The 18444-nt window shown below is 72.2% G+C and carries 13 protein-coding genes; 2 read left to right on the top strand and 11 right to left on the bottom strand.

The window, feature by feature from the left end:
- Positions 1-56: 56 nt before the first annotated feature.
- From ABID77_RS15690 to nirB, 7 genes are all read right to left on the bottom strand, one after another.
- On the bottom strand, positions 57-1604 hold the full coding sequence (locus ABID77_RS15690; protein WP_429597779.1) for a sugar ABC transporter ATP-binding protein: 1548 nt from the start codon (positions 1602-1604) through the stop codon (positions 57-59).
- The gene (locus tag ABID77_RS15685; RefSeq protein ID WP_429597777.1) at positions 1597-2841 is read right to left on the bottom strand and encodes an ROK family protein; all 1245 of its coding nucleotides are present in this window, start codon (positions 2839-2841) and stop codon (positions 1597-1599) included. The genes ABID77_RS15690 and ABID77_RS15685 overlap by 8 nt, the downstream gene beginning before the upstream one ends.
- Positions 2842-3145: 304 nt before the next feature.
- The gene (locus ABID77_RS15680; RefSeq protein WP_429597775.1) at positions 3146-4051 is read right to left on the bottom strand and encodes a GAF domain-containing protein; all 906 of its coding nucleotides are present in this window, start codon (positions 4049-4051) and stop codon (positions 3146-3148) included.
- A 23-nt stretch (positions 4052-4074) separates the two neighbouring features.
- Complete coding sequence (gene cobA / locus ABID77_RS15675) at positions 4075-4881, bottom strand: uroporphyrinogen-III C-methyltransferase (RefSeq protein WP_429597773.1); 807 nt, start codon at positions 4879-4881, stop codon at positions 4075-4077.
- A gap of 69 nt (positions 4882-4950) precedes the next feature.
- The gene (locus ABID77_RS15670; RefSeq protein WP_429597771.1) at positions 4951-7854 is read right to left on the bottom strand and encodes a molybdopterin-dependent oxidoreductase; all 2904 of its coding nucleotides are present in this window, start codon (positions 7852-7854) and stop codon (positions 4951-4953) included.
- Positions 7855-7863: 9 nt separating this feature from the next.
- The gene (gene nirD, locus ABID77_RS15665; protein ID WP_429597769.1) at positions 7864-8289 is read right to left on the bottom strand and encodes a nitrite reductase small subunit NirD; all 426 of its coding nucleotides are present in this window, start codon (positions 8287-8289) and stop codon (positions 7864-7866) included.
- Positions 8290-8334: 45 nt separating this feature from the next.
- A complete protein-coding gene (gene nirB, locus ABID77_RS15660) occupies positions 8335-10788 on the bottom strand; it encodes a nitrite reductase large subunit NirB (RefSeq protein ID WP_429597767.1) in 2454 nt (817 codons plus the stop codon).
- A 67-nt stretch (positions 10789-10855) separates the two neighbouring features.
- Here nirB and ABID77_RS15655 point away from each other — a divergent pair, with 67 nt between their 5' ends.
- The gene (locus tag ABID77_RS15655) at positions 10856-12577 is read left to right on the top strand and encodes a protein kinase domain-containing protein (RefSeq protein ID WP_429597765.1); all 1722 of its coding nucleotides are present in this window, start codon (positions 10856-10858) and stop codon (positions 12575-12577) included.
- Positions 12578-12627: 50 nt separating this feature from the next.
- Here the strand turns inward: ABID77_RS15655 and ABID77_RS15650 are convergent, their stop codons facing one another.
- Positions 12628-13917 carry an MFS transporter gene (locus tag ABID77_RS15650; protein ID WP_429597763.1) on the bottom strand — a complete coding sequence of 430 codons (1290 nt, stop codon included), beginning with the start codon at positions 13915-13917 and terminating at the stop codon, positions 12628-12630.
- A gap of 254 nt (positions 13918-14171) precedes the next feature.
- Between ABID77_RS15650 and ABID77_RS15645 the strand changes: the two genes are divergently transcribed.
- On the top strand, positions 14172-15542 hold the full coding sequence (locus ABID77_RS15645) for an ANTAR domain-containing protein (RefSeq protein WP_429597761.1): 1371 nt from the start codon (positions 14172-14174) through the stop codon (positions 15540-15542).
- A gap of 12 nt (positions 15543-15554) precedes the next feature.
- Here the strand turns inward: ABID77_RS15645 and ABID77_RS15640 are convergent, their stop codons facing one another.
- The 3 genes from ABID77_RS15640 to ABID77_RS15630 form a co-directional block, all read right to left on the bottom strand.
- Positions 15555-17309 (bottom strand): tannase/feruloyl esterase family alpha/beta hydrolase, encoded by a 1755-nt coding sequence (locus ABID77_RS15640; protein ID WP_429597759.1) that lies wholly within the window; start codon positions 17307-17309, stop codon positions 15555-15557.
- Positions 17310-17453: 144 nt separating this feature from the next.
- Positions 17454-17762, bottom strand: coding sequence for a hypothetical protein (locus tag ABID77_RS15635; RefSeq protein WP_429597757.1), 309 nt, complete (start codon positions 17760-17762; stop codon positions 17454-17456).
- Positions 17763-17948: 186 nt separating this feature from the next.
- Entirely contained in the window at positions 17949-18293 is a 345-nt protein-coding gene (locus tag ABID77_RS15630) for a hypothetical protein (RefSeq protein ID WP_429597755.1), read from the bottom strand.
- Between the last annotated feature and the right edge of the window lie 151 nt (positions 18294-18444).

The following is an 18444-nucleotide window of genomic DNA, read 5'->3' as shown; positions in this document are numbered from 1 at the left end:
GGACAGGGACTGGGATCGGGAATCGGGGGAAATGGATCGGGACGGCGGCGGGGGCGTCAGTGCAGCACCGGCGCCTGGAGCACGTCGGCGCCGGTGGCCAGCGCGACGATGTTCTCCTGGCTGATCGCGTGGCCGCTCGTGCCGCCGACCTCGCCGACGAGGTGGCCCTCGCGCATCACGATGACGCGGTCGCAGATGCCCACGACCTCGGCCAGCTCGCTGGAGATCACCAGCACGGCGACGCCGCGGCGCGCCAGCTCGTCGATCAGGCGGTAGATCTCGCTCTTGGCGCCGATGTCCACGCCGCGCGTGGGCTCGTCCAGGATCAGCACGCGCGGACCCAGCTCCAGCAGCCGCGCGAGCAGCACCTTCTGCTGGTTGCCGCCCGAGAGCGAGCCGACGTTGACCTTGGAGGAGGGCACGCGGATGGAGAGCTGGTCGATGGCGTCGTTCGCGCGCCGGACGGCGCGCTTGCCGTCCATCACGCCGCCGGCGCCGGCGTCGCTCGGGCAGACCATCACGTTGATGTTGTCGCGCACCGAGAGGTCGAGGAACAGGCCCTGGCCCTTCCTGTCCTCGGTGAGGTAGAGGATGCCCGAGCGGATGGCGTCGATCGGCTGCTGGATGTCGAGCACCTTGCCGCTGCCGTTGAGCGAGACCTGGCCGGCGGTGCGCGGGTCGGCGCCGAAGATCAGGCGGGCGAGCTCGGTGCGCCCGGCGCCCACCAGGCCGGCCAGGCCCAGCACCTCGCCGGCGTGCAGCTCGAAGCTGCAGCCGTGCACGCGGCGGCCGTCGGCCAGGCCGGTCACGGTCAGGGCCTTCTCGCCGGTGTGGTGACCCGAGCCCTCCTTGCGGTAGAAGCCCGAGAGGTCGCGCCCGACCATCATCTTGACCAGCTTGTCGCGCGTCAGCTCGGCCCGGTCGAGCGTGCCGACGTAGGTGCCGTCGCGCAGCACCGTCACCTCGTCGGCCAGCTCGTCGATCTCGTCCATGCGGTGGCTGATGTAGAGGATCGCCATGCCCTCGTCGCGCAGGCGGCGGATGAGCACGAACAGGCGGTCGGTCTCGTGCGTCGACAGCGGCGTGGTCGGCTCGTCCATCACCAGGATGCGGCAGTCGAAGTGCACCGCGCGGGCGATCTCCACCAGCTGGCGCTGGGCGATCGACAGCGTCTCCACCCGCGTGGTGGGGCCGAAGTCGGCGCCCAGGCGCACGAGCGTGGCCTCGCAGGCGCGGGTCATGCCGGTACGGTCGACCAGGCCGGCCTTGCGCAGCGGCCGGCCCATGTAGATGTTCTCGGCCACCGACAGGTTGGGCGCCAGGCTGAGTTCCTGGTAGATCACCGACACGCCCAGGTTCTTGGCCGCCAGCGGGCCGTCGATGTGGACCAGCTTGCCGTCGATCAGGATCTCGGCGCCGGCGTCGGGCATGTAGGCGCCCGAGAGCACTTTCATGAGCGTCGACTTGCCCGCGCCGTTCTCGCCCATCAGGGCGTGGATGTGGCCGGCGCGCGCCTTCAGGCGCACGTCGCGCAGCGCTTTCACGCCGGGAAAGGTCTTCGAGATCTTGCGCAGCTCCAGCAGCGCGGCCGTGGGTTCAGGCATGAGTCGTCTCCAGTGGGTGGCGGTGCGAGCGCCCGCGCAGCACGTCGGCGCGGGGCGAGAAATTGAAGAACATCGGCAGGCTCGCCGCGCCGATGGCGCCGGCGTCGGCCCGGAAGCTGCCGCGCAGCAGGCGCGGCGTCTGGCGCGCCTCGGGGGCGATCAGGCGCAGGCCGGCGTCGACGCGGCGCAGCAGCTCGCCCACCAGGCCGCCGTCGATGTCGCAGTCGATCACGACCACCGGCAGGTCCAGCACGGCCAGCGTGGCGCGGATCGAGGGCACCAGCGCGTCGACGCAGTCGTCGAGCCACTCGTTGAGCTCGGCGCGGCCGGCCTTGACGCAGGCTTCGAGGTCGCCGTTGCCGCGCACCTCGACGCCGTGGTGGCGCAGGTGGCGCGAGAGCGAGTTGAGCGAGGCGCGCGACAGCAGGATGTCCCAGCGCCGCTCGGCCGGCGGCGCCGAGTCCAGCAGGCTCGCGGGCACCGGCATCAGGCCGAGATCGGCCGCGTTGCCGGTGGCCCCGCGCAGGCTCTCGCCGCCCATCACCGCGCCCGCGCCCAGCGCCGGACCGATGAAGACGTAGAGGAAGTCGCTCTCCTCGCGCCCGACGCCGAAGAACAGCTCGGCGATGGCGGCGGCGTTGCCGTCGTTCTCGCGGAACACCGGGTGATGCACGGCCTGGCCGAGCATCGCGCCGAAGTCGACCTCGTCCCAGACGCGGAAGTCGGCCTTCAGGTCCAGCTCGCGCAGCCAGCTGCCCAGGTTGTAGGGCTGGGCCAGGCCCACGCCCATGAAGCGGCGGCGCTGGCCGGCGTCCAGCACGGTCAGCAGGCGCGCGACGTCCTTGCGCACGATGGCCAGGGCGCGCTCGGGGTCGGGCAGCAGCAGGTCGTGCGACTCGCGCGCCAGGATGTTGCCGCCCAGGTCGATCAGCACGCTCTCGATGCTGGTGCGGTCCAGGCGCACGCCGATGCCGTAGGCGCCTTCGTGGTTGATGCGGTAGAGCCCGGCGGGCTGGCCGCGCTGGCCGTCCTGGCGGCGGCCGGCCGGCTCGATGAGCTGTGCGTCCTCCAGCGACTGCACGATGCTGCCGACGGCGGTGTTGGTGAGCTTGGCCCAGCGCGCCAGGTCGGCCTTCGAGGCCTCGCCCGCACGGCGCAGCCGCTGCAGCAGCGTGCGCTCGTTGTAGAGACGCAGGCTGTTCGAGTTCGCGCCTCGACCGGGGCCTTCTGAAATCACGGGGTGTCTCCTGGGGCGCATCAGAGTACCGACGGTACGCAAGCGCTATTAATTAATTCAACTTGAATAAATTTTAGGAAGTCTTTAGGCCTCAAATCGCAGGGTTTACCCGGTGTATTCGAAACAGGAAGTAACGAAACCGCCAGCGCGGGCGGTTCGGACGAGGGCCTGTCGCTGGACGGAAGGCCGGAAAGGGGCGGAGCGCATGCTCCGGATACTAAAAATATCCGGCGCGGAAAACGTGCTTATTTCACACGTACATACCCGGACAGACAGCGCTCGACGGGTCTGCCAGGGCGACGGGTCATAGCGTGAACGCCAACACCTCGGTCACCACGCCGTCGATGGCGATCGGCAGGGCGAGCACGCCGTGGTAGCCCGGGCCGGACGTCGGGGCGATGCCGGGCAGGCCGGTGGCCAGGGCCTGCAGGACGACGTCGGCGGGCGCGGGGCCCGCCGGTGACGACGATGCCGTCGCGCCCTCGGCGTCGAAGCCGTAGGCGAGGGTGGGCACGGTGCCGGCGCCGTCCGCGACGGGGGCGACCCAGCTCTCGACCCGCAGCGCCGCCGGGACGGTCGCCGGCCAGAGGAAGCTGACCGCGTAGTTCTCGCGGCCCGGCACCGGGCAGGGGAAGGCCATGCCGCTGCGGATGCCGGCCGATGCGGCGGCGGCGGCGCGCGGGAAGGCGGCCGCGTTCGACAGGTCGGCGAAGTACACCGAGGCCTCGTGCTGCCAGGCCAGGCCCGGCAGCCCCGTGCCGCGTTCCAGATAGGTGTCGCTCGACGCCGCCTCGAAGCCGCCCGGCGTGGCGCCGTAGTAGCCGTCGGCCAGGGTCATGTCGGGCGTCACGCGCGGGTCGTTGCGCCACAGCTCGACGGCGCCGACCTCGGCCTGCACGTCGCCGCAGAACAGCAGCACCACGGCCTTGCATTGCTGGTCGACGAACACCGGGTGCGCCACGGCGCAGCTCAGGCCGGCCTCGCGCGCCGCCTCGGCGCGGCGGAACGGGCCGGTCTGCAGGTCCTTCAGCAGGATCGGCCGCCGTTCCTCCCAGGCCATGCCCGGCAGGCCCTCGCCGCGGCCGAAGCACATGCCCCGGCTGAGGAAACCGAAGGCGGCGGCGGCGCCGTAGAGCCCGCCCGCGAGTTCGAGGAGCTGGCCGTCCGCGTCGGGGATCCAGAGTTCGGCGGCTTTGATCAGGGTGGTCATGGGGTTCCTCCTTGCGTTGTTTTTCAGGTTCCGAAGCGGGCGGCCGGGAGCGCCGCGGCCGCCAGGCCGTGCAGCACGTCGCCCACGACGATCACCGACGGGCTGCCCAGTCCGGCCTGCACGATCGACACGCCCAGGCGCGCCAGCGTCGTGGCGACGTGGCGCTGCGTCGGCAGGCTCGCGTGCTGGATCACCGCCACCGGCGTGTCCCCCGGCAGGCCGTGCAGCAGCTCGGCCTGGATGTGCGAGGCCCCCGCCACGCCCATGTAGATCACCAGCGTGAGCCGCGCGTCGCGCGCGGTGGCCGCCAGCGCGCGCCAGTCGGTCGGGTCCTGCGGCGCCGCCGCGCCGGTCTTGGCGTGACCGGTGACGAAGACGACGCCCTGGGCGTGATCGCGGTGCGTGAGCGGCACGCCCAGGGACGTCACGGCGGCCAGCCCGGCGGTGATGCCGTTGACCACCGTGGCCTCGATGCCGGCCTCGCGCAGGTGCTCGACCTCCTCGCCGCCGCGGCCGAAGATGAACGGGTCGCCGCCCTTCAGGCGCACCACCGTCTCGCCCTCGCGCACGGCGGTGATCATGAGTTTCTCGATGAAGGCCTGGGGCGTGCTCTTGCAGCCGCCGCGCTTGCCCACGTGGACGATGCGCGCGCCGGGGCGGGCGTAGGCCGCGACGATGGCGTCGTTCACCAGGTCGTCGACGAACAGCACGGTGGCCGCGCCGATGGCCTTGACGGCCTTGAGGGTCAGCAGCTCGGGGTCGCCGGGGCCGGCGCCCACCAGGGTGCAGGTGCCGAGGGCGGCGGAAGAGGAGAAGGTCGGAGCGGTCATCGTGGAAACGTCGTTCTTGGAAATTCTGGGGCGTGGGGCGTGGGGCGTGGGGGCCGGGCGGATCGGCGCTCAGCCCGACACCGGCAGCGCGACCGGTGGCGTCGCGGCGCTCGCGGTGGCGCGCACCATGCGCTGGAGTTCGGGGATGCAGGAGCCGCAGTTGGTGCCGCACTTGAGTTCGCCCTGCAGCGCGACCAGGCGCTCCTTGTCCGAGCCCGCGCATCGCGCCAGGGTGCCGGCGATGGCGGTCTCGGTGATGCCGAAGCAGCTGCAGACGATCTTGCCGCGCGCGGCGACGCCGGCCGGCGCAGTCGCGCCCGGGCGCAGCAGCAGTCGGCCGAAGGTCTGCGCCGGCAGCTGCTCCTGCAGCAGGGTGCGGATCCAGGCCTCGGCGCGGACGTCGCCGCCCAGCAGGAAGCCTTCGAGGTGCGCTTCCTGGCCGTCGCCGGTGCGCACCAGGCGCGCCGCGCGGCGCTGGCCGTGGCGCGCGTCGACGTAGCGCAGGGTGTCGGCGCCGGCCAGGCCGAGCAGGTCCTCGACCTGCTGGAGCAGTGCGTCGTCCGGCGCCTCGTGCGCGGCGGCGCGCAGCAGGATGCCGGTGCGCTCGACGGCGGCGTCGGCGCCGGCGACCAGCGCGCCGCCGGTGCCGAAGGGCACGCAGCTCGCGAACTCGAAGCGCGGCATCAGCGCGCGCAGCGAACGTTCCACCGCCAGCGCGCGGTCGGCCGGCAGCCAGGCCATCGCCAGCAGGCCCCAGGGCAGCTCGGCCTTGAGGATCTTCACGGCCGCGTGCTTGAGCTCGGGCTGCTTGGAGTCGGGGCAGTAGGCCGGCGTGGTCAATGCGTTGACGCCCGCGATGGCCTCGCCCGCGCCGGAGCGGCCGCCGAGGTATTCGGCGCCCCAGTGCATGGCGATGAAGGCCTGGCTCAGGCCGACCTCCGGGCTCGACTGCACCGGGATCACGACCGAGCCGCGGCGCGAGGTGACGTGGACCAGATCGCCGTCCTTGAGCTGGCGCCGCGCCAGGTCCTGCGGATTCATCTGCACGACGGGCTCCGGGACGTGGCCGAACAGGCGCCCGAGCGTGCCGGTGCGGCTCATGCCATGCCACTGGTCGCGCAGGCGCCCGGTGTTCAGCGAGAACGGGAAGCGCGCCTCGCGCGCCTCGGCCACGGGCTTGTAGGGCGCGACGTGGAAGCGCGCGCGGCCATCGGGCGTCGGGAACACGCCGTCCTCGTAGAGCCGCTCGCGGCCGCGCGCGGCGCCTTCGGGCAAGGGCCACTGCTGCGGGCCGAGCGCGTCGAGCATCGCCCACGACAGGCCCGTGATGTCCAGATCGCGCCCGCGCGTCGATTCGCGGTGCTCGCGCCAGATCGCCTCGGCGCCGGCCGCGTCGTCCAGGGCGTAGGGGAACAGGGTGGTCGACGCGACCGCCGGCAGCTTGCGCTCCAGCCGCCGCGCGAAGTCGGCCACGGCCGACCAGTCGTGCCGCGCCTCGCCCGGCGCGGCCACGGCCGGCCGCACGCGCGAGATGCGCCGCTCGCTGTTGGTGACCGTGCCGACCTTTTCGCCCCAGGTGGTGGCCGGCAGCAGCAGGTCGGCGTAGGCGCAGGTGGCGGTGGTGGCGAAGGCCTCCTGCACCACCACGAACTCGCAGCGCTCCAGCGCGCGCCGCACCGTGGCCTGGTCGGGCATCGACTGGGCCGGGTTGGTGCAGGAGATCCACAGCGCCTTGATCTGGCCGTCGGCCGCGGCCTCGAACATCTCCACCGCCGTCTTGCCCGGCGCGGCCGGCACGTCGGCCACGCCCCACAGCGCGGCGACCTCGGCGCGGTGGTCCGCGTTGGCCATGTCGCGATGGCCGCCCAGCAGGTTGGCCATGCCGCCGACCTCGCGCCCGCCCATCGCGTTGGGCTGGCCGGTGAGCGAGAACGGGCCCGCGCCCGGGCGGCCGATCTGCGCCGTCGCCAGGTGCAGGTTCACCAGCGCGGCGTTCTTGGCCGTGCCGGAGGACGACTGGTTCAGGCCCTGGCAGTACAGGCTCAACGTCGCGGCGGAGGTCGCGAACAGCCGCGCGGCCTCCAGCAGGTCCTCGGCCGCGATGCCGCAGACCTGCGCGACGCGCTCGGGCGTGCAGTCGCGCACCAGCGCGCGCAGGGCGTCGAAGCCGCTGGTGTGGGCGGCGATGTAGTCGGGCTTGGTCCAGCCTTCCCACAGCATCAGGTGCAGCATGCCGTGCGCCAGCATCACGTCGGTGCCGGGCTGGATCGCCAGGTGCAGGTCGGCGATCTCGCAGGTGTCGGTGCGCCGCGGGTCCACCACCACGATCTTCATCGCCGGGTTGGCGCGCTTGGCGTCCTCGATGCGGCGGAACAGGATCGGGTGCGCCCAGGCCGTGTTGCTGCCGGTGATGAACAGGCAGGCGGCGTGGTTGAAGTCGTCGTAGCAGGCCGGCGGCGCGTCGGCCCCCAGCGTCTTCTTGTAGCCGGCCACCGCGCTGCTCATGCACAGGCGCGAGTTGGTGTCGAGGTTGTTGCTGCCGATCAGGCCCTTCACCAGCTTGTTGAAGACGTAGTAGTCCTCCGTCAGCAGCTGGCCGGAGATGTAGAAGCCGACCGCGTCGCGCCCGTGGGCGTCGATCACGCGGGCGAACTCGGACGCCGCGTCGTCGAGCGCGTCGTTCCAGCCGATGGCCATCGGCGCGGCATCGCGCGAGGGACGCCGCATCGGCCGCAGCAGGCGCGTCTGGCGCGTGACCTCGGCGGCGGCCGTCAGGTGCAGGGTCGAGCCCTTGGTGCACAGGCGGCCGAAGTTCGCCGGGTGGTCCGGGTCGCCGCGCACGCCGGTGATCTGCGCGCCGACGGATTCGATGATCACGCCGCAGCCGACGCCGCAGTACGGGCAGGTCGAGCGCGTCTCGCGAGCCGAGACGGTGAGGTCCAGGGCCGGCGCCAGGGGCTGGAGGAGGGACATCACGACGCGTCAGCCCCCGTGGGGCGCCTGCACGCCGAAGCTCTCGTCGCCCAGCGCGCCGGCCGTGGCCGCGCCGGGGCCAGCGCGCGGCGCGGCCAGGTCGAGCGCGTGGGTGGCCAGCTCGGCCGCGTCCAGCTGCACCGCGCCGGCCTCCACCTGGCAGGCGAAGCGCGGCACGCAGCCCTCGTCGGGCGCGCGGGCGCAGCCGTCGTCCAGCGCGATGGTCCAGTTGTGCAGCGGGCAGGCCACGCTGGTGCCGAACACGATGCCCTGCGACAGCGGTCCACCCTTGTGCGGGCAGCGGTCGAGCAGGGCGAACACCTCGTCGGTCGCGGTGCGGAACACCGCCACCGCCACGCCCGCCGGGCGCGCCACGCGGCGCGAGCCCAGCACGGGGATGTCCTCCAGGCGGCAGATCGTCGTCCAGTCGGTCATGGGATCTTCTTTCTCTTCTCGTGGGTTTCTTGTGGACGGGGAGACTCAGGCCGTCACTTCGGCCACTGGCACGAACTGGCGCACGTCGACCGACGCCTGCACCGATTCGAACCACGGGTCCGGCTCGCCGTCGAGCGCGAACTGCAGCCGCTCCCACAGCGCCCGGCGGCCCTCGGCGTCGTCCAGGATGCGCTTCTTGACGTGGTCCAGGCCGACGCGGCCGATGTAGTGCACCGTGCGCTCCAGGTACCAGGCCTCGCCGCGGTAGAGCTCCAGGAAGGCGCCGGTGTACTCCATCACCTCGGCGGCGGTCTTCACCTTGATCAGGAAGTGCGCCACCTCGGTCTTGATGCCGCCGTTGCCGCCGACGTAGATCTCCCAGCCCGAATCGACGCCGATCACGCCGACGTCCTTGATGCCGGCCTCGGCGCAGTTGCGCGGGCAGCCGCTGACGGCGATCTTGACCTTGTGCGGCGAGTACATCGCCCACAGCGCGTGCTCGATGTCTTTGCCCATCTGCGTCGAGTCCTGGGTGCCGAAGCGGCACCACTCGCTGCCCACGCAGGTCTTCACCGTGCGCAGCGACTTGGCGTAGGCCAGGCCGCTGGGCATGCCGATGTCCTTCCAGACGCCCTGCAGGTCCTCCTTCTTCACGCCCAGCAGGTCGATGCGCTGGCCGCCGGTCACCTTGACCGTCGGGATCTTGTACTTGTCGGCGGCGTCGGCGATGCGGCGCAGCTCGTCGGGCGTGGTGTGGCCGCCCCACATGCGCGGGATCACCGAGTACGTGCCGTCCTTCTGGATGTTGGCGTGGCTGCGCTCGTTGATGAAGCGGCTCTGCGGATCGTCCCTGGCCTCCTTGGGCCAGGTGCTGATGAGGTAGTAGTTGACCGCTGGGCGGCAGCTCGCGCAGCCGTCGGGCGTGCGCCAGCCCAGGCCGGCGTAGACCTGCGCGTGGGTCAGGTACTTCTGGCCGCGGATGGCGTCGCGCACGTCCTGGTGGCTGGCGTCGGTGCAGCCGCACATCGCCTTCTTGCCCGGCGCGGCGGAGTAGTCGCCGCCGGCCGTGAACATCAGGATCTGCTCGACCAGCCCGGTGCACGAGCCGCACGAGGCGCTGGCCTTGGTGTGCTTCTTGACCTCGTCGAGCGTGAACAGGCCCTTCTCGCGGATCGCCTTGCAGATGGTGCCCTTGTTGACGCCGTTGCAGCCGCAGACCTCGGCCTCGTCGGGCATCGAGGCGGCCTTGCTGTGGCCCTCGTGGCCGGTGTCGCCGATGTTCGATTCGCCGAACATCAGCTTCTCGCGGATGTCGACGATGCTGCGGCCGTCGCGCAGCAGCTTGAAGTACCAGCTGCCGTCGGAGGTGTCGCCGTAGAGGCAGGCGCCGATGAGCTTGTCGTCCTTGAGCACCAGCTTCTTGTAGACGCCGCCGAAGGGGTCGCTCATGACGATCTCCTCGGTGCCCTCGCCGCCCATGAACTCGCCGGCGCTGAAGAGGTCGATGCCCGTGACCTTGAGCTTGGTCGAGGTCAGCGAGCCCTGGTAGCGCCCGATGCCCCACTGCGCCAGGTGGTTGGCCGCCACCTTCGCCTGCTCGAACAGCGGCGCCACCAGGCCGTAGGCGATGCCGCGGTGCGCGGCGCACTCGCCCACCGAGTAGACGCGCGGGTCGGTCACGGTCTGCATGGTGTCGTTGACCACGATGCCGCGGTTGCAGTGCAGCCGCATCGACTCGGCCAGCGCCGTGTTGGGGCGGATGCCCACGGCCATCACCACCAGGTCGGCCGGCACTTCCGGGCCTTCCTTGAAGCGCACCGCCTTGACGCGCCCGGCGCCGTCGTCGACCAGCTCCTGCGTCTGCGCGGCGAGGCGGAAGGTCAGCCCGCGCCCTTCGAGCGACTGGCGCAGCAGGCCGCCGGCGACGGCGTCGAGCTGGCGGTCCATCAGGCAGGCGCTGTTGTGCACCACCGTCACGCTCATGCCGCGCAGCATCAGGCCGTTGGCCGCCTCCAGCCCGAGCAGGCCGCCGCCGATGACCACCGCGTGCTTGTGCGTCCTGGCGGTCTCGATCATGTAGTCGGTGTCGGCGATGTCGCGGTAGCCGATCACGCCCTTGAGGTCCTTGCCCGGCACCGGGAGGATGAAGGGGTTGGAGCCGGTGCACAGCAGCAGCCGGTCGTAGGTGGTCTCGACCACCTCGCCGTCGGCGCCGACCGCGCGCACCAGGCGCTGCACGCGGTCGATCTCGGTGACCCGCTTGCCGGCGTGCAGGGTGATGCCGTTGTCGGTGTACCACTCCCAGCCGTTGAGCACGATCTCCTCGATCGTCTGCTCGCCCGCGAGCACGGGCGACAGCAGGATGCGGTTGTAGTTGGGGTGCGGCTCGGCGCCGAACACCGTGATGTCGTACATGTCGGGCGCGAGCTTGAGCAGCTCCTCGAGCGTGCGCACGCCCGCCATGCCATTGCCCACCAGCACCAGTTTGAGTTTCTTCATGGGGTTCGATCCTTTCGTGGGTTCAAAGCAAATGCGATGCCCGGCGCGCGTGGACAACAATCGCGCCATGAGCTTCGATGTCGAGATCGGCTACAGCAGCCACCGGGGACCGCGCGACCTGAACGAGGATTTCGCCGGCGCCGTGCGGGCGCCCAAGGGCGAGGAGGCGCGCGGCCTGATCGCCGCCATCGCCGACGGCGTGTCCACCGGGGGCGGCGGGCTGGAGGCGGCGCAGACCACCGTCATGGGCCTGCTGGCGGACTACTTCGCCACGCCCGACACCTGGGAGTCGACGGTGGCGCTGGACCGCCTGATCGGCGCCCAGAACAACTGGCTGGCCAGCCACAACGCGCGCCGCCAGGACGCCCGCACCGGCCTGACCACCCTGACCGCGCTGGCGCTGCAGGGCCACCGCTACACGCTGGCCCACGTCGGCGACACGCGCGCCTGGCACGTGCGCGCCGAGGCGGCCGAGGGCGCTGGCGCGGAGGTCGCGCGCCTGACCACCGACCACGCCTTCGAGCAGCGCGACCTGAAGTCGCAGCTCACGCGCGCGGTCGGCCTGGACGACCAGGTGCGCGTCGACTACGCGCAGGGCGACGTGCGAGTGGGCGACTGCTTCGTGCTGACCACCGACGGCGTCCACGGCGTGCTCAAGGACGTGCGCATCGGCGAACTGGCGCTGGCCGGCGAGGTCGAGGCGGCGAGCGAGGCCTTGGTGCAGGCGGCGCTCGCCGCCGGCACGCGCGACAACGCCACCGCGCTGGTGCTGCGCGTGACCGGCCTGGACGCGCGCTCGCTCGAGGACGAGCAGGTCGACGCGCGCCGGCTCGCCGCGCCGCCGCTGCTGAAGATCGGCGACGTGATCGACGGCTACACCGTCACCGCGCGCGTGGCCGACACCGGCGTGCACCTGATCTACCAGGCGCGCGAGACCGCCACCCGCGCCCTGGTGGCGCTCAAGACCCTGCACCCTTCGCGTGCCAGCGATCCGCAGGAGCGCGCCATGCTGGCGCACGAGGCCTGGCTCGGCCTGCGCGTGAGCGCGCGCGGCGACGCCGGCTTCGTGCGGGTGCATCCGCGCGATCCGCGCGCCAGCGCGCTCTACACCGTGTTCGACTGGCACGCCGGCCGCACGCTGGAGCAGCGCCAGGCCGACGGCCCGGCGCCCGTGGCCGAGGTGGTGGAGGCCGCCATCCAGTGGGCGCGCGCGCTCGGCCGGCTGCACCGCCACGGCGTGGTGCACCGCGACGTCAAGCCCGGCAACCTGCACCGCGGCGACGACGGCCGCTGGCGCCTGCTCGACCTGGGCGTGGCGCTGTCGGGCCGCGAGGACCCGGCCACGCGCGCCCTGCACGCCGGCACGCCCAGCTACATCAATCCCGAGCAGTGGGAGGGCGCCACGGCCGACGCCGGCAGCGACCTGTTCGCGCTCGGCGTCACGCTCTACCAGTGGCTGGCCGGCCGGCTGCCCTACGGCGAGATCGAGCCCTACCAGACCGCGCGCTACCGGCGCGACCCGGCCGCGCTTTCCGGCATCCGGCCGGACGTCCCGCTGTGGCTCGACCACTTGGTGCGCCGCGCCGTCGCGCGCGATCCGCGCGAGCGCTTCGAGACCGCCGAGGAGCTGCTGCTGGCGCTCGAGCGCGGGGCCTCGCGCCCGGTCGCCGCGCCGGGGCCGATCCCGCTGATCCACCGCGACCGCGTGCTGCTGCTGCGCATCGGCCTGGCGGTCTCGCTGCTGTTCAACGCCGTGCTGCTGACCTGGCTGCTCTTCCTGCCGCGATAGGGCCGCACCGGCCGACGGCCGCAGCGGCGGACGCGCGCCTGGTCTCATGATCAGGAACGCACCGGGCGGCGGGCCGTGGGCGACTTCTTCAGGCCGGTGATGGGCGCGGCCGACGCGGCGGCGGCCGGCGACACGCGGGCGCGGCCGCCCTTCTCGGCCCAGGTGCGGGTCCAGCGGATCTGCATGACGCGCATCACGCCCAGCATGATCAGCGACAGCGCGGCGAAGAACACGAAGCCCCAGACGTAGCTGCCGAGGTACTGCTTGGACAGGCCCATGGCGTTGGGCACCAGGCCGCCGCCGAGGGCGCCGATCTCGCCGATCATCGAACCGGCCACGGCCGTGCTGGCCGGCCAGCGCAGCGGCACCAGCTGGAACAGCGCACCGTTGCCCGCGCCCAGGGCGGCGAAGCACACGATCAGCAGCAGCGTGGTGAGCATCAGCGAGGCCGAGCTCACGCCCACCAGCGCCAGGCCGACGGCCACCACGATCAGCACCACCGTCAGCGTGTTGACGCCGCCCCAGCGGTCGGAGATCCAGCCGCCCACCACGCGCACCGCCGCGCCCATGAAGGCCGCGAGCATGGTCAGCTGGCCGGCCTGCACCTTGGAGACGCCGAACTGGTCGTAGTAGTAGGAGGGCAGGAAGGTGATCAGGCCGATGAAGCCGCCGAAGGTCACGCCGTAGATCAGGCTGAAGACCCAGCCGTCCTTCTCGAACAGGCAGGCCACGTGCTCGCGGAAGCTGGCGTGGCTGTCGACGTCCGGCGGCTCCTGCGCGAAGACGATCATCACCACCATCGGGATCAGGATGGCGACGGCGGCCACGCCGTAGACGGCCTGCCAGCCCAGCCACTGCGCCAGCGGCGGCGCCACCAGCACCGACACGGCGGTGCCGATGTTGCCTGCGCCCACCAGGCCCATCGCCAGGCCCTTGTGCTGCGGCGGGAACGAGCCCGAGCCGAGCGACAGCGCGACGCCGAAGCTGGCCCCGGCGATGCCCAGCAGCACGCCCATGGCCAGCAGGTCGTTGAAGCTCTTGACGAAGAAGAAGCCGAACAGCATCGCCACCGCGATCAGGGCCATCTCCACCAGCGTGGCGTTCTTGCGGCCGATGTACTGCGACAGGATGCCCAGCGGGAAGCGCATCAGCGCGCCCGCGATGATCGGCACCGACAGCATCAGGCCCTTCTGGGCCGGCGTCAGGTTGAAGGTCTCGCTGATGAACGGCGCCATGGCGCCGTTGAGCACCCAGATGCAGCACGAGAACGCGAAGTAGAAGAAGGCGGCGAACAGGGTGGGCGAGTGGCCCGATCGCAGGAAGGACTTGAAGGTCGACATGGCAGCTTGGGTTCGATGCGATGCCTCGACACGGGCCCTGGCAGGCTCGCATCGTCGGCGGGTTGGGGGGAGGATTCCGGCGGCGTCGCCGGCGGTGAGGTGCCGGGCGGCGAGCGCCACCGGGATCCGCGGAACCGCGGAGAGATCACCAGGACGGTGCTTCGTTGCACCGTGAGCCGTCGTTCATGCAAGCTCCGTGCCCGGTCCGATCCGGGTTAGCCTCGGTGCTTTTCGGCGCCCCGCGCGTCACGAACATGCCGACCTCGCTGCACCTCGTCCTCGTCGACCTGTCCCTCGTCCCGTCCGCCGGCCTCGCCGGGTCCGCCGGAGCGTTCCCGGCCGTGCGCCGGGCCGTGGAAGAGGTCGGCGGACGACGGGTGACGGTGCATGCCGGTGCGCAGGCGTTCCTGCGCACGCTGCCCGGGCGCGCGGGCGACGTCCCGGCGTCCGACGGCACGGGCGCGATCGGCGCGGCGGACGTCCGGGTGCTGCTGCATGCGCCCTCGGACATCGACGGCGTGCTCGACCTCCTGCGGCGCGTGGCCGTCGCGGACCCGGTGCCCGGCGGCATGCCCTGGCCCGTGGCCGTCGTCGGCCCCCCGCTCGACGCCGCCGCGCACGAGGCGCTGGTCGAGGCCGGCGCGCAGGCCTGGGCCGACGTCGGCGCCATCGACGCACCGGCCCTGCGTGCATTGACCGACCGCGCCGGCGCGCGCTGGCGCCGCGAGCGCGCGCTGCGGTCCGAACTGGTGCAGCTGCGCACCCGCATGGACGAGCGCAAGTGGGTCGACAAGGCCAAGGGCCTGCTGATGCTGGCGCGCGGCATGGGCGAGGACGAGGCCTTCGCATTGCTGCGCAGCACCGCCATGCACGCCAACCTGCGCCTGGGCGAGGTCTCGCGCGCGGTGGTCGACGCCGCGCAATGGGCCGAGGCGGTGAACCGCGCCGGTCAGCTGCGCATGCTGTCGCAGCGCCTGGCGCGCCTGGCCGCGCAGGTGATGGTCAACGTCGAGACCGCCCGCAGCCTCGACCAGCGGCGCTCCGTGGCCGAACGGATCGACGAGAACATCGCCCACCTCGCGCGGCTGCCGCCAGAGCCCGCCTGCGCCGCCGCGCTGGCGCGGGTGCGCGCGGCCTGGGAGGCGCTGGTGGCGGTCTGGCCGCCGCGCACGGCGCCGCGCGACATGGTGCGCATCGACGCCGCCGCCGAGGCATTGCTCGAGGGCGCCGAGGTGCTGGCCGAGGCGCTGCAGACGGCCAGCGGCCGGCGCGCGCTGCGCATCGTCAACCTGTGCGGACGCCAGCGCATGCTGGCCGAGCGCATCGCCAAGGGCGCGCTGCTCGCGACCTTCCGCACCGGCAGCGACGCCGCGCTGCTGCCGGCCACCGCGCTGGCGTTCGAGGACGCGCTGGTCGAGCTGGAGCAGGCGCCGCTGACTTCGCCGGAGGTGCGCGCCGCGCTGGCCGCCGCCCGCGACGAATGGCTGCGCCTCGCGCGCAGCCTGCAGGGCCTGGGTAAATCGCAGGGCGGCGCCGCGCTGGCCCGCTCGGCCGAGGCGCTGGTCGACACCTTCGACCAGCTGGCCGCGCAGTACGAGCGCAGCCTGCAGGTCATCCTCTCCTGAGCCGGCGCGTGCCTACGGGTTCGTGCAGACGAAGCTGCCGGCGGCGTTGACGTTGCCCGCGACGTAGCGGGCATAGGCGGGGTAGGCGCACAGCGGCCGGGTGCGGCCCGGCACGCCGGCGGTGTCGGCCACCACCTGGGCCGGCGGCACGGTGGCGTTCTCGACCCAGTTCTCCAGCGTGGTGAGCGAGTCCCAGGCGGCGTTGAAGACGCTGCTGGTGGCGTGGCCGTAGCCGGGGATCTCGTAGTAGCGCACGAAGTTGTCGACCTGCGCGCCGCCCATGGCGTTGCGCAGGCGCGCGTAGTACTGCGCGGTGGCGCGGGGGCTGACCAGCGCGTCGTGCGAGCCGTGCGCCATCAGGATCTTGCCGCCGCGCGCCTGGAAGGCCGACAGGTCGGCGCTGTTGACGTCCTGCAGCGCGGTCAGCTCGACGATGCGCGACTGCAGCGCGCCCGGGTTCTGCGGATCGACCGCCAGCGAGTTGGCGTTCGGATTGCGCGTCACGAAGAAGCGGATCCACTGGTCCCAGAAGGTGCTGCCGTAGGGTGGCGCGCCCGCGGCCGTGACCGCCGGCATCGGGAAGGCCGGGGCCAGCGTGCCCAGCGACAGCGTGACGATGGTCGGCTGCAACGGGCTGGCGCCGGTGGCGCCGAAGTCGGTGGCCCAGGTGTTGAAGCCGGGGTAGGTGGTCTCGCCGCTGGCCAGGCGGTAGGGCAGCACCAGGGGCGTGTTGGTGACCTCGAAGGCGTTGATCTGCGCGTCCGAGAGGCAGCCGTCGCCGGTGTCCGCACCGCCCGCGCAGCGCAGCGCCGTGCCGTTGAAGGTGGCGGTGCGCGGGTCGAAGCCGGCGTTGCAGGCGGCGACGTTGCTCACCACGCCGTCGGCGACGCCGTCGAGGCCGTCGCAGGCGGCGGTCGAGGCGTCGAGCAGCAGGCGGCGCTTGGCGCGGCTCGGGTAGGCGCCGGGCTGGGCCAGGGCGCGCGTGATGCGGCCGAACTGCAGGTCCAGCGAGGCGGCGTTCCAGGCCGGGTAGAGCACGATGGCGCCGTCGAAGTCGGCCGGCCAGCGCGTGACGGCGAACAGCGCCTCGCGCCCGCCGGTCGAACCGCCGGCGAAGTAGGTGCGGTTGGGCCGGGTGGCGTAGCGCGCGTCGATCAGCGCCGTGGCCACGTCGCGCGTCTTCTTGATGGCGTCGCTGGCGAAGTTGCGCAGCATCTCGTCGTTGGCGCCGAAGCTGCCGTCGCGGCTCGTGGTCACCGGATCGGCCTGGTGGCCGGAGTCGCTGCCGAAGGTGGCGTAGCCGCGGCCGAGCGGCGTGGGCCGGTCGGCCGGACCGGCCGGCACGTTGCCCGCGCCGGTGGCGATGATGCCGTTGTAGCCGCCGCCGCCGAACATCATGGCCTTGCCGTTCCAGGCGGTGGGAAGGTTGAGCTGGAACTTGATGCTCTGCGCGGCGGTGTCGACCGGGCGGATGTCGCCCAGCACCCGGCAGTACTCGCCGACCGCCGTGGCGCCGCTGCCGGCGGCGGGCACGACGGTGGTGCTGGTGACGACGGCGCCCGTGGTGGCCAGGCCGATCGCGTCGGCGGCGACGGTCATGCCGTTCAGCTGGGCGCAGGTCATGGCCTGCCGGGGCGGCGTGGCAGGGGCGTCGTCGTCGCCGCTGCCGCCGCAACCCGCGACGAGGAGCGTGGCGGCCAGCACCGTGCCGAAGGCCGTCGGGCGGCGTGGAAAGGAGAAAGCCTCGGCCTGGGAGGGCGTCGTCATGTCGTGTCTCTTTCTTGTGAGGGGTCTGGCCGGGGTTCCTTTCCGTCGGGATGGCGGGGGACGCGGCGCAGCCAGCTTAGTGGGCCGCGCGCCGCACCGTATCGGTGATTAGCCGGATGGCGTCGCCGCGCGGGCGGCGCCGTCTCAGCGGCGGTACGGGTTGTTCGGGAAACGGTCGTGACGGTCCGGCACGCCGTCGCGGTCGCGATCGCGGAAGCGACGGTGGGCGCGGCGGTCGTACCCGTGATCGTGGCGGTGGTCGTACCGGTGGTCGTAGCGGGGACCGTGGCGGGGCGGCGCGACGCGATACGCCGGCGGTGGCGGCTGCACCACGATCGCCTGGGGCCGGTCGTGGCGGCCGCCCGGATGGCCGTGGGGCTGGGCCTGCGCCGGGGTGGCGAGGGCGCCGAGCGCCAGCAGGGCGGCGGCGGCGGCGAGGAAGATCTGCTTCATGGCGACTCCTTGGAGCTTGCGGGGGGTTGCGATGCCGCCATGGTGGCCCGCGCACGTGAACGCCGTGTAAGGCGCGCGCGAAGTCGGGTGAACGTGTGCAAGCGGCCCGCGAAGTCGGTTCGCGCGATCTTCCTCAGGCGTCGGCGGAACCGGGCGGGCGGCTCCGGCGTGCCGGTCCGGCGACCCTCAGCGCCACTCCTTGGGCAGCAGCGGAACCACGCTCTGATCGGTCATCGCGTAGTGCCTCACGATGGGTTCGCGGTCGAACAGCTTCTTGCGGTCCTCGGCGTCGATCGACGGCTGCAGCGGCTCGGTGCCGACGTACTGCCGGATCGCGTCCATCGATTCCCATACCGAGACGACCGCCACCTCCGTGGTGCCGTCGCCCAGGTCGCGGAACAACGCGGCGGCGCGCTCGTTGCCGGGGGCCGCGTTCATCTCCTTGAGCTTGATCGTCTCCAGGTACGTCTGGCATTCCTCGCGCAGGGGTGTGCGGATCCAGAACGTCCATGCGCGAAAAATCTTGTCCATGCCAGGTCGAATGAAGGTGAGAGGTCGTTGGGATCGGTGGATTCCGGGATGCGGTCGTGCGGTCGCGCTGGCGCGTCGGGACAAACATTAGAGGTGAATACTTTTGAATTACAAAAGCATGACACAACCACTTTTTCTTTGTATCGGCGCC

The sequence above is a fragment of the Variovorax sp. PvP013 genome (assembly GCF_050435945.1).
Taxonomy (GTDB): Bacteria; Pseudomonadota; Gammaproteobacteria; order Burkholderiales; family Burkholderiaceae_C; genus Variovorax.
This window is presented reverse-complemented; position numbering and strand designations above follow the sequence as displayed.

Bases quoted from the DNA above. Each gene is read 5' to 3' on its own strand.
- ABID77_RS15690 (WP_429597779.1), bottom strand. From the start codon at position 1,604: ATGCCTGAACCCACGGCCGCGCTGCTGGAGCTGCGCAAGATCTCGAAG.
- ABID77_RS15680 (WP_429597775.1), bottom strand. From the start codon at position 4,051: ATGACCACCCTGATCAAAGCCGCCGAACTCTGGATCCCCGACGCGGAC.
- cobA (WP_429597773.1), bottom strand. From the start codon at position 4,881: ATGACCGCTCCGACCTTCTCCTCTTCCGCCGCCCTCGGCACCTGCACC.
- ABID77_RS15670 (WP_429597771.1), bottom strand. From the start codon at position 7,854: ATGTCCCTCCTCCAGCCCCTGGCGCCGGCCCTGGACCTCACCGTCTCG.
- nirD (WP_429597769.1), bottom strand. From the start codon at position 8,289: ATGACCGACTGGACGACGATCTGCCGCCTGGAGGACATCCCCGTGCTG.
- nirB (WP_429597767.1), bottom strand. From the start codon at position 10,788: ATGAAGAAACTCAAACTGGTGCTGGTGGGCAATGGCATGGCGGGCGTG.
- ABID77_RS15655 (WP_429597765.1), top strand. From the start codon at position 10,856: ATGAGCTTCGATGTCGAGATCGGCTACAGCAGCCACCGGGGACCGCGC.
- ABID77_RS15650 (WP_429597763.1), bottom strand. From the start codon at position 13,917: ATGTCGACCTTCAAGTCCTTCCTGCGATCGGGCCACTCGCCCACCCTG.
- ABID77_RS15645 (WP_429597761.1), top strand. From the start codon at position 14,172: ATGCCGACCTCGCTGCACCTCGTCCTCGTCGACCTGTCCCTCGTCCCG.
- ABID77_RS15640 (WP_429597759.1), bottom strand. From the start codon at position 17,309: ATGACGACGCCCTCCCAGGCCGAGGCTTTCTCCTTTCCACGCCGCCCG.
- ABID77_RS15635 (WP_429597757.1), bottom strand. From the start codon at position 17,762: ATGAAGCAGATCTTCCTCGCCGCCGCCGCCGCCCTGCTGGCGCTCGGC.
- ABID77_RS15630 (WP_429597755.1), bottom strand. From the start codon at position 18,293: ATGGACAAGATTTTTCGCGCATGGACGTTCTGGATCCGCACACCCCTG.